The sequence below is a fragment of the Deltaproteobacteria bacterium genome, from assembly GCA_005879795.1.
Classification (GTDB): domain Bacteria; phylum Desulfobacterota; class Binatia; order DP-6; family DP-6; genus DP-6.
On record VBKJ01000042.1, the window covers coordinates 11,407 to 27,671 of the forward strand.

The 16,265-nt window shown below is 71.5% G+C and carries 14 protein-coding genes and 1 tRNA gene; 6 read left to right on the top strand and 9 right to left on the bottom strand.

Features of this window, described 5'->3' with window-relative positions; translation table 11 throughout:
- The first annotated feature begins 24 nt into the window (after positions 1–24).
- The gene (locus tag E6J59_01910; protein TMB23464.1) at positions 25–735 is read left to right on the top strand and encodes a hypothetical protein; all 711 of its coding nucleotides are present in this window, start codon (positions 25–27) and stop codon (positions 733–735) included.
- On the opposite strand, the gene E6J59_01915 is transcribed toward E6J59_01910, so the two are convergent.
- The 7 genes from E6J59_01915 to E6J59_01945 form a co-directional block, all read right to left on the bottom strand.
- Positions 575–3,739, bottom strand: coding sequence for an efflux RND transporter permease subunit (locus E6J59_01915; GenBank protein TMB23465.1), 3,165 nt, complete (start codon positions 3,737–3,739; stop codon positions 575–577). The genes E6J59_01910 and E6J59_01915 overlap by 161 nt on opposite strands.
- Positions 3,740–3,755: 16 nt before the next feature.
- Positions 3,756–4,811: an efflux RND transporter periplasmic adaptor subunit gene (locus E6J59_01920; GenBank protein ID TMB23466.1), complete on the bottom strand. Its 1,056-nt coding sequence runs from the start codon at positions 4,809–4,811 to the stop codon at positions 3,756–3,758.
- Positions 4,808–5,338 (bottom strand): helix-turn-helix transcriptional regulator, encoded by a 531-nt coding sequence (locus E6J59_01925; protein ID TMB23467.1) that lies wholly within the window; start codon positions 5,336–5,338, stop codon positions 4,808–4,810. Before E6J59_01925 ends, E6J59_01920 begins: the two co-directional genes overlap by 4 nt.
- A 115-nt stretch (positions 5,339–5,453) precedes the next feature.
- Complete coding sequence (locus E6J59_01930) at positions 5,454–6,782, bottom strand: MFS transporter (GenBank protein TMB23468.1); 1,329 nt, start codon at positions 6,780–6,782, stop codon at positions 5,454–5,456.
- Positions 6,783–7,817 (bottom strand): acyl-CoA dehydrogenase, encoded by a 1,035-nt coding sequence (locus tag E6J59_01935; protein TMB23469.1) that lies wholly within the window; start codon positions 7,815–7,817, stop codon positions 6,783–6,785.
- A 4-nt stretch (positions 7,818–7,821) separates the two neighbouring features.
- Positions 7,822–8,982, bottom strand: coding sequence for an acyl-CoA dehydrogenase (locus tag E6J59_01940; protein ID TMB23470.1), 1,161 nt, complete (start codon positions 8,980–8,982; stop codon positions 7,822–7,824).
- 10 nt (positions 8,983–8,992) lie between these two features.
- On the bottom strand, positions 8,993–10,093 hold the full coding sequence (locus E6J59_01945; protein TMB23471.1) for a glycosyltransferase family 4 protein: 1,101 nt from the start codon (positions 10,091–10,093) through the stop codon (positions 8,993–8,995).
- Between the two features lie 1,264 nt (positions 10,094–11,357).
- Here E6J59_01945 and E6J59_01950 point away from each other — a divergent pair.
- Entirely contained in the window at positions 11,358–11,900 is a 543-nt protein-coding gene (locus E6J59_01950; GenBank protein ID TMB23472.1) for a hypothetical protein, read from the top strand.
- Between the two features lie 222 nt (positions 11,901–12,122).
- Here the strand turns inward: E6J59_01950 and E6J59_01955 are convergent, their stop codons facing one another.
- A complete protein-coding gene (locus E6J59_01955) occupies positions 12,123–12,458 on the bottom strand; it encodes a hypothetical protein (protein TMB23473.1) in 336 nt (111 codons plus the stop codon).
- Between the two features lie 113 nt (positions 12,459–12,571).
- On the opposite strand from E6J59_01955, the gene E6J59_01960 reads away from it, so the two are divergent.
- The 4 genes from E6J59_01960 (at position 12,572) to E6J59_01975 (ending at position 14,373) form a co-directional block, all read left to right on the top strand.
- Positions 12,572–12,877: a site-specific integrase gene (locus tag E6J59_01960; protein ID TMB23474.1), complete on the top strand. Its 306-nt coding sequence runs from the start codon at positions 12,572–12,574 to the stop codon at positions 12,875–12,877.
- Positions 12,878–12,992: 115 nt separating this feature from the next.
- Positions 12,993–13,067, top strand: a tRNA-Glu gene (locus E6J59_01965).
- Positions 13,068–13,223: 156 nt separating this feature from the next.
- Entirely contained in the window at positions 13,224–13,862 is a 639-nt protein-coding gene (locus E6J59_01970) for a hypothetical protein (protein ID TMB23475.1), read from the top strand.
- Positions 13,863–14,082: 220 nt separating this feature from the next.
- Positions 14,083–14,373: a hypothetical protein gene (locus tag E6J59_01975; GenBank protein TMB23476.1), complete on the top strand. Its 291-nt coding sequence runs from the start codon at positions 14,083–14,085 to the stop codon at positions 14,371–14,373.
- A gap of 1,074 nt (positions 14,374–15,447) precedes the next feature.
- On the opposite strand, the gene E6J59_01980 is transcribed toward E6J59_01975, so the two are convergent.
- Positions 15,448–15,630 carry a hypothetical protein gene (locus E6J59_01980; protein TMB23477.1) on the bottom strand — a complete coding sequence of 61 codons (183 nt, stop codon included), beginning with the start codon at positions 15,628–15,630 and terminating at the stop codon, positions 15,448–15,450.
- Positions 15,631–16,265 lie beyond the last annotated feature (635 nt).

Genomic DNA, 16,265 nt, shown 5'->3' on the forward strand with positions numbered 1-16,265 from the left:
GAGAGAAAAGAGGGGCGGATCAGAATGACGATCACGGCATGCGACGACGTCAACGCATGTACGGCGAGCGACCGCTGCGTCGCCGGCGCCTGCGTCGGGACCGCCGTCGATCCGGGGTGCGACGACGCGAACCCGTGCACGGGGGGAACCAGCTGGACGCCCGTCAACTCGGGCCTGACCGCCACTGACGTCCGCGCCCTGGCAATCAACCCAGCGACGCCGACCACGCTGTACGCGGGCACCTTCGGTGGTGGGGCGTTCGTCTTTCAGATCGCGTGCGCTGACGGCATCGTCGATGGCAGCGAGCAGTGCGACGATGGCAACACCGCCAGCGGGGACGCGTGCTCCGCAACCTGCACCATCGAACCCGGCTGGACCTGTAGCGGCCAGCCGTCCGTCTGTACACGTGGAGGGTGCGTTGTGAACAGCTTCAGCGAGTTCGCGGTGGAGACCGATCCGTGCGTTCCGATGACGGCGGGCGCGCAGCTCACCGTGAGAAAGGTGACACTGCTTTGCGCGCACGGGCAGCCGGCGCCGGCGCTCACCCGCGCTGGGGGCGCCGCGTCCAGACCTGCTACTTCGCCGACGCCGCCCGCCGGCGCTCGGGCTCGGCGGGCTCGACGCTCGCCCGCGGACGGGCCGTCAGTAGGCTGCCGAGCCGCTCCCGCAGCCGCCGGAGCCGCGCCGGCAGCCAGTGCCCCAGGTCGTCGAACAGCGAGTACGCGACCGGCGTGATGAGGAGGGTGATGAGCAGCGAGAGCGCCTGCCCGCCGATGATGACCCGTGCGATCGAGCCGCGCGAGCCCGAGCCGGGGCCCCGCCCGAGCGCGATCGGCACCATGCCGAAGACGAGCATGACGGTCGTCATCAGGATGGGACGGAGGCGCACGCGGTTCGCCTCGAGGATCGCCGCGTCGCGCGGCATGCCGCGGCCGCGCAGCGTGTTCGTGTAGTCGATCTGCAGGATGCCGTTCTTCTTCACCACCCCGAAGAGCATGAAGAGCCCGAGCATGCTGTAGACGTTGAGCGCCTCGCCCAGGAGGACCAGGGAGAGGAGCGCGAAGGGGATGGTGAGCGGCAGCGCGAGCATGATGGTCACCGGGTGGAGGAAGCTCTCGAACTGCGCCGCCAGCACCATGTACATGAAGACGATGCTGAGCAGGAACGCGATGCCGAAGTTGGCGTTGCTCTCGGCGAGCGTCTTGGCGCGCCCGGTGAACTCGAGGCTGTAGAGGGCCGGCATGTCGAGCGGCGCCGCCACCTTCTGCACGTGCTCGACGGCGGTGGCGAGCGGCAGCGCGGGGAGGAGGTTGCCGCTGATGGTGATCGAGCGCTGGCGGTTCACGCGGTCGATCTCCGCCGGGCCCAGGTCCTCGCGCACACGGACCAGGTTGCCGAGGCGCACGAGCTGGTCGGTGCGCGAGCGCACGGTCAGGTCGTAAACGTCCTGCGGCGTGCGCCGCTTGCCGGGCTCGGCGCGCAGCCAGATGTCGTACTGCTCGTCGGCCTCCTTGTACTTGGAGACCGGCTGTCCGGCGATGTAGGTCTGCACGGTGGCCGCGATGTCCTGCACGTTGACGCCGAGGTCGGAGGCCTTGTCGCGGTCGATCACGAGGCGCAGCTCGGGCGTGCGCACGGCGAGCGAGGTGTCGATGTCGACCAGGCCCGGCAGCTGCCGCATGCCGGCCATCAGCCGGTTGGCGTAGTCCTGGAGCTTGTCGAGGTCCGGGCCGCGCAGGTTGAGCTCCAGCTCCGAGAGCCGTTGCCCGCCCGAGGCGAGGGGGTTGATGCCCTGCACGGCGGTCCGCAGATCCGGGTACTGGCGCATGAGCCAGCGCGCGTCGGCCATGACCTCGAACTGCGAGAACGGGCGCTCGCGCAGGTCCTTCAGGCGCACGTAGATCGAGCCCGTGGTGACGTCGCCCTCGCCCGGCTTCACGCGCCCGGTCTGGTCCCCGATCGTGGTGAGCACCTCGGTCACGCCCCGCAGGTGGCGCACGTGGTGCTCGATCTCGCCGAAGATGCGGCTCGTCTCGGCGAGCGTGAACCCGCCCGGGGTCTGGATGTCGATCTCGAACTCGCTCTGGTCGTCCTGCGGGAGGAAGGTCTTGCCGACGACGTGGATCAGGGGGACCGTCGAGAGCACCGTCCCCAGCGCCAGCAGCACGATCGCCCAGCGGTGGCGGAGCGACCAGGCGAGCAGCCGGCCGTACGCCGCCTCGAAGGCGCGGTAGAGCCGTCCCCCGTGCGCCCGCTCGGGCGGCAGGCGGCGGAGCACGCGTGCCGAGAGCGACGGCGTGAGCGTGAAGGAGATGAGCAGCGAGATCATGATCGCGACCGCGACCGTGAGCCCGAAGCTGTGGAAGAAGCGCCCGACACGCCCGGCCATGAAGGCGACCGGGAGGAAGATGATGACCAGGGAGAGGGTGGTCGCCATCACCGCCAGCGCGATCTCGGCGGTCGCCTGCGAGGCGGCGCGCATGGGCGGCACATCCTCCTCCTCGACGTGGCGGAAGATGTTCTCGAGCACCACGACCGCGTCGTCGATCACGATCCCGACCGCCAGCACGAGACCGAGCATGGTCAGGTTGTTCAGCGTGAAGCCCATGTAGCGCATGAACGTGAAGGTCGAGACGATCGAGGTGGGGATGGCGATCCCGGCGACCAGGGTCGAGCGCCAGTCGCGCATGAACAGCAGCACGGTGAAGGCGACCAGGGCGGCGCCGAGCCAGAGGTGGAGGCGCACGGTGTCGAGCGAAGCCTTGATGAAGCGCGACTGGTCGCGGATGACGCGCATCTCGACGTCGTCGGGGAGCGCGGCCTTCAAGCGGGCCAGCTCGGCCTTCACCCGGTCGATCACCTCGACCGTGTTGGTGCCCGACTGCTTGCGGACGACGAGCTGGACGGCGTTCTCGCCGTTCAGCCGCGCCAGCGTGCGCGGCTCGACCACGCCGTCCTCGGCCCAGCCCAGGTCGCGCACGCGCAGCGGCCGGTCGCCCACGTGTGCGACGATGAGGTCGTTGAAGTCCGGCACGTGCTCGATCCGCCCCATGGTGCGCACCACGAGCTCGCGGCGCGTCTGGTCGAGGCGGCCGCCGGGCAGCTCGAGGTTCTGCTGCTGGATGGCGGTGCGCACCTGCCCGATCGACAGGCCCTGCGCGGTCAGCCGGTCCGGATCGACGTAGACGTTGATGGCGCGCTCCTGGCCGCCCAGCAGGATCACCTGCCCGACCCCGGAGAGCGTCTCGATGTCCTCCTTCACCTGCTTGCGGGCGAGCTCGGTGACCTCGCGGAGGTTCCTTCTCCCGGAGATCGCGATCGACATGACCGGCACCGCGTCGACGTCGAACTTCTCGATCACGGGCGGGTCGGTGCCGACCGGGAGCTGGGCCAGCACGCCCGCCACCTTGTCGCGCACGTCCTGGGCCGCGATGTCGCGCGGCTTCTCGAGCACGAACTGCACCACCAGCGAGGAGAGGCCCTCCTTGGTGATGCTGCGCAGCTCGTCGATGCCGTCGATGGTGTTGACCGCCTCCTCGATCACCTTGGTGACGCCGGTCTCCATCTCCTCGACGCTGGCGCCCTTGAGCGTGGTGGTGACGGTGACGATCGGGAAGTCGATGTTGGGGAAGAGGTCGAGGCCGAGGCCCCGGTAGGAGAAGAGGCCGAGCACGACCAGCGAGGCGATCAGCATGGTCGCGAACACCGGGCGCCGGATGAAGACGTCGGCGAAGCGCATCGGCGATCTCAGGAGGCTACGCGCCGGGCGGCACGTCGGTGCGGACCACGACCTGGGTGCCGTCGGCGAGCTTGGAGAGGCCGCTGGTCGCGACCTGCTTTCCCTGCGACACGCCCTCGGCGATCTCCACCCAGCCGTCGCCGAGCTCGACCCCGAGCTTGACCTCCCGCTCGCGGGCCACGCCGTCCTCGATCAGGAAGAGCTTGGTGACGCCCGCGTAGGAGGTGAGCGCGGCGCGCGGCACGGCGAGCGCGCGCTCGTCGCGCGCGACGACGACCTCGCCGTGGCCGAAGAAGCCGGGGCGGATGCGGTGGTCGGGGTTGGGGACCAGCGCCTCGAAGGCGAGCGAGCGCGCCGCGGGATCGGCGGCCGAGCCGATGCGGCTCACCTGCCCGGTGAAGGTCTCGCCCGGGAAGGCGTCGACGCTCACGCGCACGCCCTGCCCGGGACGGAGCGCCGGCACGTCGCGCTCGGGGATCTCGCCGCGGAACTTGAGCGGGTCGTCCTGGACCATTCGGAAGAGTACCGTACCCGCGCGGACGTAATTGCCGGCGTCGACGAGGCGCGCGGCCACCGAGCCGTCCATGGGCGCGCGGATCTCCGTGTGCTCGAGCTGGATACGGAGCTGGTCGCGGCGGGCGCGCGCGACGTCGAGCGCCGTGCGCACCTGCTCGTACTCCTGCGTCGAGATGACGCCGGCGGCGCGCAGCGGCTCGGCGCGCGCCGCGTCGCCGGCCGCCTTGGCGAGGCTTGCCTCCGCCTCGCGCAGCCGGGCCTCGATCTCGTCGCGCCGCACGCGGGCGAGCACGTGGCCATCGGCCACGCGGTCGCCCAGGTCGGCCAGGGTCACCGCCACCTGGCCTTCCACCTCGCTCGCCACCTCGGCCTGCGCGTTGGCGGCGAGGGTGCCCACCACGGACACCGTGCGCTCGACCGGCCGCACGGCGACGTTGGCGACCGTCACCGTGACCGCGTCGGGCTTGCCGGCTGCGCCCGCCGGCTCGGCCGCCGAGCGCCCGCCGCAGCCGGCGGCCGCAGCGAGGAGGAGCAGCAGGGGTACGACGCTCCTCATGCCGCCCCCCGCTGCCGGCGCAGCGCCGCGGGGCCGCCGATGCCGTGCAGGTAGAGCTGGACGACGCGCGTCGCGATCGCCTCCGGCCGGTCCTCGGGCGCGTGCTCGAAGATGGCGGCGCGCGCGAGCCCGAGCAGCAAGGCGGCCGCCAGGTGGCGGTTTCCGTTGCCGCCGATCCGGTGGCGGACCAGCACGCGCTCGACGGCGCGCATGACGCGCCGCCGGCGCTCGCCCGCCGAGCGCGTGTGGCGCTGCTCGTAACGCACGACCAGAGTAAGGAGGTGAGGCCGGCGCCAGAAGAAGCGCAGGATCGAGACCACGATCTCCCGCAGCACCGCCTCGGCCGGCGCGTCCGCCTCGGCGGCCCGCTCGACCTCGCCCGCCACCCGCTCGAGGCTCGCCTCGAGGGCCACGCGGTGGAGGCGGTCCTTGGTGGGAAAATAGAGGTAGACGGTGCCCTTCCCCACCCCGGCGCGCGACGCCACCTCGCTCACCAGGACGCGGTGAAAGTCGCGCTCGGCGAACACCGCGGTGGCCGCTGCGAGGATGCGCTGTCGCTTGTCGTCGTGCCGCAGAAGGGTTCCCTAGAACTGACTGGTCAGTTCTAGCAGCGTGCCTCGCGCGACGAAAGAGGGTCCACCGTCAATCGGTTGACACCCGGGGGCGAGGCGTCCCGCTCACGTCCACACCCCCCGCCGCCGCGGCCCGCTCGCGCAGTGCTACCCGCCGCAGACGGAGCGCGAGCCAGCCGGCCGCGGCGAGCGACACGCCGCCCGAGACGAGCGCCGCGCGTGGCGCCCCGAAGCGCTGCGCGAGCGCGCCCAGGACGAGGCTGCCGAGCGGCTGCGTGCCGAGGAACATCACGGTGTGGAGCCCCATCACGCGACCGCGGTAGCCGTCCTCGACGACCAGCTGGAGGAGCGTGTTCGTCGTGGCGAGGTAGCGCACCATGCCGTAGCCCGCGAGCGTCTGGCAGGCGAGCGCGAGCCCCAGCCGGCGGCTCGCCCCCAGCCCGAGCACGGCGAGCGCGAAGGTGGCGAGGCCGAGAAGGAGGTGGCGGCGGTGCTGCGCGCGGGAGTAGCGGCGCGCGGCCAGCTGGAGCGCGGCGGCGATCGCACCGATGCCGCCCGCCGTGTGGAGGAGCCCGTAGCCGAACGCGTTGGTCTCGAGCACCGTGCGCGCGAACACCGGCATCAGCAGGTTGTACTGGACGCCGAGCCCGGACACGACGCCGAGCAGGAGGAGCAAGTTGCGGATCGCGGGCGCGCCCCACACGTAGCGGAGGCCGGAGACGAAACCCGCGCCGAGCGCCTGGGCCGTCCGCGGTCGCTCGCTCGGCTGGAGCCGCATGAGCGCGAGGGCCACCAGGACCGCGACGTAGCTCGCGGCGTTCAGAAAAAAGCACGGCGCCTCACCGAGCGCCGCGACCAGCGCCCCCGCCAGCGCCGGCCCCACCAGACGCGCGCCGTTGAAGATGGAGGAGTTGAGCGCGATCGCGTTGGGGAGGTCCTCGGCGCTCGTCATCTCCACCAGGAACGACTGCCGGGTCGGCACGTCGAGCGCGCTCACCAGCCCGACGCCCCCCGCGTAGAGAACGACGAGCGGCACGGTGACGGCGCCCGTCCACACCAGCACGCCGAGGCCGAGCGCAAGGAGCCCGAGCAGCGACTGCGTCACCAGGAGCACCCCGCGGCGCGGCAGGCGATCGGCGACCACGCCGGCGAAGGGCGCGAGGCAGAGGATCGGCAGGTAGCCCGCGAAGGCCACCTTGCCGAGGTCGAGCGGCCGGCCCTCGAGGCGGTAGACGAGCCAGCCCTGCGCCACGCTCTGCATCCAATAGCCGACGAGCGAGATGCCCTGCCCGACCACGAAGAGACGGAAGTTGCGATGGCGGAGCGCGGGGAAGCCGGCGCGGAGGCGGCGCACGGGGCCAGGCTCGACCAGCGCCTCGGCCGCAGTCCCGGGAAGCATTCACTCCGCCCGCCAGGGGACGGCGAGCGCGTCCAGGTGCGCCGCCCGCGTCCCGAGGACGTGCTCGAGGAGCCAGGCGCGCTTGAGATATAGGTGTGCGTCCGCCTCCCACGTGAAGCCCATGCCGCCGTGGTTCTGGACGTTGTCGGCCGCGTTGGCGAGCGCGGCATCGGTCGCGAGCGCCTTGGCGGCGGCGACGAGGCGGGGCGTGGCCGTCTCGCCCTCCGCGAGGGCGACCGCCGCGAAGGTGGTGAGCGAGCGCGCCACCTCGGCGCGCACCGCCATGTCGGCGCACCGGTGCTTCACCGCCTGGAAGGACCCGATTGGCCGGCCGAACTGCTGCCGCACCTTCGCGTACTCGACCGAGTCCTCGAGCGCGCGCTCGGCCACGCCGACCGCCTCGCCGGCGGCGAGCAGGGTCGCCAGCGTGCGCAGCGCCGCCGCGTCGCCGGCCAGCGGGGCGCCGGCCACCCCATCGAAGCGCACGTCGCCCAGGCGGCGCGTCGGATCGATGCTGGGCCCCCGCTCGAGCGCGAGGCCGTGCGTGGCGGCGGGGAGATAGCGGATCGTCCCGCCGCCGAGCACGAGGTACCCCCCGGCCGCGCCTGCGTCCGGCACGCCGCGCGCGACGCCCGTGAGACGCGCGCCGTCCGCGAGCGCGTCCGCCGGATCGTCGACGAGCGCGATGCGAAGCGTCCCGGCGAGCACGGCCCGGTGCGCCTCCACGAGCCCGGGCGTCGCGGCGAGCGCGTGCGCCGCGAGCACCGTCGCGAGCCAGGGCCCGGGTGTCAGCGCGCGGCCGAGCTCGATGAAGAGCAGCATCTCCTCCGCCGCGCCGTAGCCCGCCCCGCCCACGGCCTCGGGCAGCCCGAGGCCGAACCAGCCCAGACCGCCCGCCTCACGCCAGAGCGCCTCGTCGATGCCGGGCTCCGCGCCCGCGACCGCGCGCACGCTTGCCAGGGGGAGACGCTCCGCGAGCACGCCGCGAATGGCATCGCGGACCGCCGTCTCCTCGGGCCCGAGCGTCAGATCCATCGGCTCACCGCGGAAGTCCCAGCCCGCGCTCGCCGATGATGTTGCGCTGGATGTCCTTCGTCCCGCCTCCGATCGTCTGCGAGAGCCCGGCCAGGTAGAGCTCCGTCCAGTGCGAGGCCGGCGCCTCGACGGCGGGCGCACCCTGGACGTCCATGGCGAGGAGGTCGATCCGCTGCACCAGCTCCGAGAAGAACAGGCGGATCATCGACGCCTCCGCGCCGGGGACGCCCGTGCGCGCCGCCAGGCTCACGCTCCGGTAGGTCATGGCGCGGAGCGCGTCCACCTCGGCGCGCGCGCGGGCGAGACGGCGTGCGATCTCGTCGTCGTCGATGGCGCGGCGCCGCCCGCGTGGGCCGGGCGTGGTCTGCGCCAGCCCGACCAGCTCGTCGACCCGGCGCGACAGGCGCACCTGCTCGGCGAGGAAGGCCGTACCGCGCTCGAAGCTGAGGGTCGCCATCGCCACCCGCCAGCCGTCGTTCAGCTGGCCCACCACGTTGCGGAGCGGGATCCTCACGCGGTCGTAGAAGACCTCGCAGAAGTCGCTCTCGCCGGTGAGGGTGGTGATGGGGCGGATCTCGATGCCCGGCGCGTCCATCGGGCAGATGACCCAGGAGATGCCGCGGTGGCGTGGCGCCCCGGCGTCGGTGCGCACGAGGAGCTCCTTGAACTGCGCCACCTGTGCGAAGCTGGTCCACACCTTCTGCCCGGTGACGACGAGAGAGTCGCCCTCGACGACGGCGCGCGTCTGGAGGCCCGCGAGGTCGGAGCCCGCGTTCGGTTCCGAGAAGCCCTGGCACCAGATCGCCTCGCCACGCAGGATGCGCGGCAGATGCGCCGCCTTCTGCTCCTCGCTGCCGCACGCGATGAGCGTCGGGCCGGCGTGGTTGAGCCCGACGAAGAGCGTCGAGATGTCCGGCGCACCGGCGCGCGCGTACTCCTCGCACCAGACGAGCTGCTCCATGAGCGTCGCGCCGCGCCCGCCGTGCTCGCGCGGCCACGCGATGCCGGCCCAGCCCGCCTCGTGCAGCCGCCGCTGCCAGGCCCGGTCGTCCGCGGCGCGGGCGCGGAGCTCCGCCGGCCGCGGCGCGCGCGGCACGTTGGCCTCGAGCCAGGCACGCGCCTCGGCGCGGAAGGCCTCCTCGGCCGGGCTGAAGCGAAGGTGCACGGGCCCGCTTCTAGGACGCCGTGTGGATCGCCTGCAAGATCGCCTCGCAGCGGTCGAGCATGCGCGCGCTCGTGAAGTGCTCGGCGATGCGTGCGCGGGCGGCGTCGCCGAGCGCCGCCCGCCGCACCGGATCCCGCGCCAGGGCGACGATGCCGCGGGCGAGCGCCGCCGCGTCGCCCACCGGCACGAGGAGACCGCTCGCGCCGTCCTCGATCGCCTCGTCGGCGCCGACGGTGGCGGTCGAGACGACGGGGCGACCGACCGCCATCGCCTCGAGCGTGGTCTGCGCCATCGCCTCGCGCCGCGAGCTCTGCACCACGACGTCCATGGCGGCGAGCAGCTCGGGCACGTCGTCGCGCGGCCCGAGGAGCGTGACCGCGCCGCCCAGGTCGGGCGCCGCCGCGGCCACGGCGACGGCCTCCGCATCACGGCCACCGCCGGCCACGAAGAAGCGCGCCCGGGGCAGGTGCGGCCGCAGCCGGCGGACGGCCTCGAGCAGGTCGGCGATGCCCTTCTGCCAGGCGAGGCGCCCGACCGTGCCGACGGCGAGCTCGCCCGGCGCGAGGCGGAGCTCGGCGCGCTTGCGGGCCGCCTCCGCGCGCGCCCGATCGAAGCGCGCCAGGTCCACGCCCTTCCAGAGGACGTGCATCTTCCCGGGCGGCCCGAAGCCCTCCGCCGCGTACCAGCGCGCCGCTCCGTGCGCGACGACGATACCGGCGTCGACCGTCCGCCAGGTGAAGCGATCGACCCAGCGCGCCCGGTCGAGCTCGTGGGTCGCGCCCAGGAAGAAGGCGACGCGGCCGCGCGCGCCGGTGGCGCGCCCGAAGGCGGCCATGCGCGCCGCCTTCTTGCCCTTGACGACCACGACGTCAGCCGCCTCGGCGCGCATCGCCGTGCCGACGCGGAACACCCGCTGCGCCCACGCGCCGCGGATGTCGGGGAGCACGCGGAGCCCGGCGCCCGCCGCCCCGTCGAGCCACGGCGTGCGCGGACGCCCGAGGAGCGCCGCGTGATGACCGCGCGCCGCGAGCCCGGAGGCCGCGTCGATCATCCAGCGCTCGACGCCGCCGAAGCTCTGGCTGCGGTTCGCGTTGACGAAGAGGACGCGCACTCGGGGGCGCGCATTGTCGGTGCGCGCCGGCCCCGCGTCAAGCTTGGTTTGAGCTGAGTTGCGGTGCACAGGGGCGGCGCCCTGACCTCAGGAAGCACGGCAACACCCTGCCGGGCTTCCGCCAGCCGACCGGGCGCGCGGGGCGAGTCGGGTGGTCGCCCGAGAGCTGAAAGCCTGAGCGAGCGCCCCGTCTGCCGCGAACGGGACGCCATCATGATCGCTCCCAAGGACTACCTCCAACACGAGTACGGCAAGGCCCGGTCATGAGCCGGCGCAAGGGCGAGAAGGCGCCGACCGACGACGGCCGGAACGGCGCCGTAACGATTCGCCCCGGAAACAAGTATCAGGTGATGCCGCCCCACACGCCGCCAGAGCGGGCGGCGCTCAAGGCGACCATCGAGCGCGACTAGCAGATCGAACCGGTGGTGGTCGACGAGAAGGGAACATCGTCAACGGGCACGTCCGTTATGAGATCGCGGAGGCGCTGGGATCCCGTGCCCGTTCCGCGTTGTTCACTTCGCGGACGAGGGGCAGAAGATTCGCTATGCGTACCTCTCGAACGTGGCGGCGCGGCAGTTGGACCCCTTCTGGTGGGGGCTCAGGCGCCGGCGGGAGCCGGGGGTGCCAGACCTCCCAATGTGCGCTACGTCGTTCCCTCGGTCGACACCCAAATCGGCCAATGATCGACAGCTGAAAACCCGGCCAACGCGACCGCCGGGACGACACCGCGCCCGCGACCGATGTCACCCGAAGTGCGGGCCTCTTCTCCCCTAGACAGAAGGGAATCGTCCCCTTTTTGATGACAGTCGGCTCACCGCGTAATTTCCAGCCCGTACCTTGATTTAGAGAGCGATCTAGCAGCAACTCGGCTTCAAAGGTCTGCCACGAGGGCGTAACGATGCATCAATCCGAGGAAGGCTAGTTGCTCCGTCGCTGCCCGAGAGTGTTCGTCCTCCGCTCGCCGCGAGCGGCCCGGAAGAGCCCACGCAGTACGGCACTCAAGACGAAGCAACGCGTGCCTGTCTGGGAGTCGGTCTTACCCTGGTGACCACCAGCGCGGCGAGCATCGAGCGGGTGGGCGTGTCCCACAGAGTAGGGAAACAGAACGAGCGTCGCGGTTCGGAAGGGAGGTGGTAGTCATCACGCCGAAGATGGCATCCGCGCGACGCGGGCACGAAAGGGAGCGGGGGATGCGGTGCCGCTAGCACTGCGAGGATAAAAGACGAGGGGAAAGGGAAACATAGGCAGGGAAAGGAGAGTCTACATGAGACACGGAAGTTTCGTGATTGTCGCTCTGGCAGTAATGGCCTTGGACCTATTCTCCACGGCCCAGGCGGGGCCCCTGGTCCAGCGCGAGGTGACCGCCGGCGGGCAGATCCCGGGATGCGGCGGGCAGATCCCCATCTTCTCCCCCCTCGGGGATCTCCTTTCGCCGCCGGCTCTGGTTCCCAGCCTGAGCCTAGCCGATCCGACGGCCCAGGCCACCTTCGGCTTCGTGATCGAGCCTGGCTCGCCGCCGACAGGGAACCTGGAGTACGACGACCATCCGATGGACGTACGGATCAAGGTCCAATCGTATAACTTTCTGTCCGTCACCACCGGCACCTGCGGCCCGATGACGCACGCCACGTTCACCGGCTTGGCCGCGGTCATCCGGTCGACCGGCACGACCACCGAGCCCTTCACCGTCAACGCCGACGATTGCGGCGAGCCTGGGACTGCGGACAAATTCGGCATCATGACCACGACCTACTTGAACGGGCCCACGACTTTGATCGGGGGCAACATTCAGATCCACAACAAGTAGGGCAAGGAGGATCAACCCCGCCGCGCTCGGGGCCGATGCGCGACTCGACGGGAAGTTCGTCCTGCGCACCCGATGGTGAGCCCTTCGCCCTCCAGCGGGAGAGTGTGGGGCTCGCGTGCCTTGCACAACGCGGCCGGCCATTCGATGACGCCCCGATCAAGGTCGACATGGCGACCGCCGCCGGGGTCGCCTCCGGCAGCGGGTCTTCCTGGCAGAGCGCGGTCACCGGGGCGGGCGGCCGCACGCCGGCGGCGGCGGACGCATGATGCGCGCTCCCGGTGAGGTCGGTCCGCAGGCGGTGCGCTGCCCGTCCAGCGTGACCGTCACCGCCTGCACCTGGGCCAGGTCGCGCATCAAGTCGGGCCACGCGACGTTCACGCCGCGCGCGTCCAGGCGCCGCTGCAGGTCCACCTCCAAGCGCAGTGCGAGAAAGCACGCGACGATGTGGCCGATGCTCGTATCATCGCGGTGGTGATAGAGGGGGCGGATCTCCAGCGTCGATTTCTGCTCGCGGAAGGTCCGCTCGACGCGCGAGAGACTCTTGTACGCCCGCGCCACCTCCGCGGCGGGCGTGAAACGGGCGCTCGCGAACGCGCGGCCATGCTGCCCGTATCTCTGCCACGGTCGGGACTGCCGGCCGGGCCGCGACCCGCACACCATGTCGCGGAGCTATGCCTGTCTCGGCAATCTCCACTGTGGCGTTCCAGAAGGCGTGCGCGGCGGCCAATATCCCGGCCGGTCGGAAGGGCGGTGGCCTCGTGTGGCACTGCACGCGGAACACGGCCGCGACCGACCTTGCGGCGGCCGGCTGCACCATCGAGGACGTGATGGCGGTCGGGGGCTGGAAGACGGCGGAGGTGGCGCGCCGGTACAACCTGGGCAACTTGGACGCGCTCCGAGGTCGCATCGCGGCGGCTCGGAAGCGAGGGACTGTCGTTCGGCTGGCTGACAAGCGGAAGGCAGGCCAGAGTGCATGAGCGTGGCAGCGGGTTGCCGTCCGTTCCCGCCGACTTCCCGGAAATCGGGAGACAAGGGGGGACAGTGCAGCTTGCGCCGCGCCGCCCTCCCCTGCTAACTGCGCGACTTCTCTCTGTCCCCGTCGTCTAGCCTGGCCTAGGACACCGGCCTTTCACGCCGGTAACGTGGGTTCGAATCCCGCCGGGGACGCTCTGTCCTTTCGCGCCCTCGAGTCTTCCGGGGCACGTTTTGGAGTGTGCCGGTGCCGGTTGTGGTGCGTCGGGCTCGCGCTAGGCGCCGATGTGGCCCTTGAGAGATCGGGTCTTTGACCGGGGTTCGAATTGCCACCATATGATGTGATGCGACATGAACGCTCGCCATCTCCCATCACTGATCGGGATCGCTGTCCTCGGCTGTCTGGTCACCGAGACGGCCGCGACGGCGCGCCGCGCCTCCTGTGGGCTCCGCTGCGGCTACCGGATCGCGCAGTGCGTGCTCGCGCGCGGCGGCGTCGACGGGGGCGAGCAGAGAAGCTGCCGGCGACTCGTAGTGGGCGACTGCCGGCGTCGCACGCCGCGGGTTTGCCCCCTGCCGGACCGTGACCAGCTCGCCGCCACGGTCGCAGCGGTCCAGGCGGTCGAGGCGACCGTGCACGAGAGCCCGCTCTGCGCGGCGACGTTGCCCGGTGTCCCCGCCGCTACGCTTGACGACGCGCTCGCCGTCGGCCAAGAGACGGCCGCCGTGCTGGCGAACACGAGCGATGCAGGCTTTCAGCTCCGCGCCAGCTACGGCGCTCGGGTGTTCGAAAAGCTCTTCATCCAGGGGACGCTCGGCCACGGCGCAGCCTTCGTCCCGCTCGGCGCGGTCGTGCAGGCCATGGCACGACCCGCGCGCGCCGTCGTCTACGCTCGGAGCGACCCCCCGGCCCCCCTCGTGTACGGGATCGTCGGCGTCATGGGCGGGAGAGCCGTCGGCCTCCTGCTGACCTCCTGTCCCTCCCGCTGAACGTCGATCCGCGCGTCGGATGGAGCGATCACACCGCGACCCGAGAATAGGCACGCCGCGCGCCACCGCCCGGGCGAGCTTGCTTGGGGTGAATCGGCACCCTAACGGCGCCACGGCGCTGCTCGCATCGGGACTGACCCGTCATTCGTTTGCCGCCCGTGGCCGAGCGTCCACGGCGGGTGCGGCGCCCGCTGCTGGCATCGCCGTTGCACTGGACACCATGCCCCTGTGGGAGACGACCACCACTTTCGGCTTGCCGCTCGCCGGCACGACCGGCAAACTGCTGCGCGAGGCGGTCCGGGCGGCGGCCGTCCTCGGGCTGCTCGCACTCCTCGGCTACTCCGTCCTGACCGCGTGGACGGTCCTGAGCCAGCTCGAGCACGTGACGCTCGCCGAGTGCAAGCACGCGCTCGACGTGGTTTCGGTGCGCGACGCGCTCCTCTGCGTGCTCGGCTACCGGATCGGTACAGAACTGCTCCGCGCCGTGGTGCGCGCTCGACGTTCGGAGTAGTGGCCCCTCGTAGCCGGTCTACTCACGGGTCGGCGAGCAAGAGTGGAAATCGGCACAGAGCGCGGCGCAGCTTGCGGAACAGGGCGTGCGAAGCGTCGCGCTTGAGCGTGAGACGAGAACCCCGCGGGTGGCCACGCGTGACGCTACCGTGCGCGCAGGCCAGAAGGTACCCCATGGCCGTCCGAGCGACGCAGTGGGTCCTGCCCGTCGCGCTGGCGTTGCTCCCGGCGGGCTTCGTGAGCTACGCGGTGACTGTCTGTCTCGCCGTCGCAGCGGCAGTGCGCTAGGCATGAACCACACCGGCACGGCGGCTCAACCTCGCAGGGTGGGCACGGCCAGGTGTCGCGGCAGCACCAGCATCGCAGGAGACGGCCTGTCTCGTCCCTCTTGGCAAACAACCGTACTGGCGCACGCCGCACGAATCCCGCTCCCTGTCGTCACTCATCTCTCGACTCAGCGGGAACAAGCAAGGCACGGCGCGTCGTGCGGAGGCGCAAGGTTGCCCTGCAACCCGCATCCCACGCACGATGCTGGCACGTTCGATAGTGGCGGCATCGTCGTGTTCTGGGCACGCCGAAAGAGAGCAGGCCAGACGAGGCGCCCTGCCCTATCGAACCGCGAAACTGGTGGCTGTGTTGGCTGTTCGGCCGTCACTAAGGCGCAAGCCCGCGCCAAAAACCGCGGCGCGAAGCCCGACGCCGCGAAAACCCGCGTGGACGGGGTATTTTCAGCCAACCGACCGCGTCTACCCGTCGTCCTCGGGCGGTCGTTCACGCCGGTAACGTGGGTTCAAATCCCGCCGGGGACGCTCCCGTTCTCCTGCAGCCACTCGCCCGGATGGCTGCTCACCGCGGGAGGGCGGCTCATGTCGCCTGCGCCGTGCCCTCGGCCGGCGCGAAGAAGGCCAGGATGTGCATCTCCTCGGTGACGGAGTGAAGGCGGTGCGGCTTCGCCGGCCCGCGCGAACGGGATGTTCGCGATTGGACCGCGCGCTTTTCCGCGCCCGACCAAAAGCGGCCGCGACCACGTAAGAGACCTCGGCCTCGCCGTGCGTCGTCGACGGTCCGCGCTTCTTCAGCTCTGCGGCATCGCGGCCCTGCCGGGAGGCTCGGACTCGGGATCCCGCCGCGAGTCGGCCCCCGCGCCGCCCCGATCCAGCAGGAAATCGAGCAACGTCCAGTGAAACCCACCCACCGCCGCGACGAGGACGGCAGCTACCCCCAGCCACATCCACCACGAGAGCGACATGTACGCCATGCTAGCAAGCTGAGCTGTCGAGTCAACGCGGGCAGCGCAACAAAATCGTCACATTCGTGCGATGTGGGGGGCACGGAGCGCCCTCCGTGGCGAAGCTCGTCGCGGCCGTGTGCGTCTCGTTACGCCCGTTCGCCCTCCGTCCGCCAGGACAGATCGCGATTCGCCAAGGGCGGCTCGCCATGCCATCCTGCCACGCGCCATGCCCCGGCTACCGAGCACGACCGATGCGCAAGCGCTGCGCGATCTCGTGGTCCGGCTCGCCGCTGCTGCTGTGAGGGCGCCCGTCGTCGTCGGCGTCACGGCGCTGGGCGCTGGCGTCGTGGTCTGCCGAGAACTACTGCGCCTCGTATCCAGCCTGCTCCCCTCCTGGGGAGCTGCGCCGAGTCCGCGTCATCACGCGGGGAGGGTCCGAGAGCGCGCCAGGGCAGCGGAGCAAGCCGCGCGGGCATCCGGGCTGCTGTCGCCGCGTGATCGATGACACGGTTCGTTCCACCGCTCGCGCCTAGTCGACCCCCCGTCGTCCCTTGACACCCGCGGCGCGATCCCGTTCGGCGGGGGCCCCGTCGCGAGCGAGGAGCCAGGCGAGGGTCGTTCGTGCGGCGTCGCGGAGCGATCGACCGAGGAGGAGCGCCGCG

Coding starts and splice junctions, on each gene's coding strand:
- E6J59_01910 (TMB23464.1), top strand. CDS start 25: ATGACGATCACGGCATGCGACGACGTCAACGCATGTACGGCGAGCGAC.
- E6J59_01915 (TMB23465.1), bottom strand. CDS start 3,739: ATGCGCTTCGCCGACGTCTTCATCCGGCGCCCGGTGTTCGCGACCATG.
- E6J59_01920 (TMB23466.1), bottom strand. CDS start 4,811: ATGAGGAGCGTCGTACCCCTGCTGCTCCTCCTCGCTGCGGCCGCCGGC.
- E6J59_01930 (TMB23468.1), bottom strand. CDS start 6,782: ATGCTTCCCGGGACTGCGGCCGAGGCGCTGGTCGAGCCTGGCCCCGTG.
- E6J59_01935 (TMB23469.1), bottom strand. CDS start 7,817: ATGGATCTGACGCTCGGGCCCGAGGAGACGGCGGTCCGCGATGCCATT.
- E6J59_01950 (TMB23472.1), top strand. CDS start 11,358: ATGAGACACGGAAGTTTCGTGATTGTCGCTCTGGCAGTAATGGCCTTG.
- E6J59_01960 (TMB23474.1), top strand. CDS start 12,572: ATGCCTGTCTCGGCAATCTCCACTGTGGCGTTCCAGAAGGCGTGCGCG.
- E6J59_01970 (TMB23475.1), top strand. CDS start 13,224: ATGAACGCTCGCCATCTCCCATCACTGATCGGGATCGCTGTCCTCGGC.
- E6J59_01975 (TMB23476.1), top strand. CDS start 14,083: ATGCCCCTGTGGGAGACGACCACCACTTTCGGCTTGCCGCTCGCCGGC.
- E6J59_01980 (TMB23477.1), bottom strand. CDS start 15,630: ATGGCGTACATGTCGCTCTCGTGGTGGATGTGGCTGGGGGTAGCTGCC.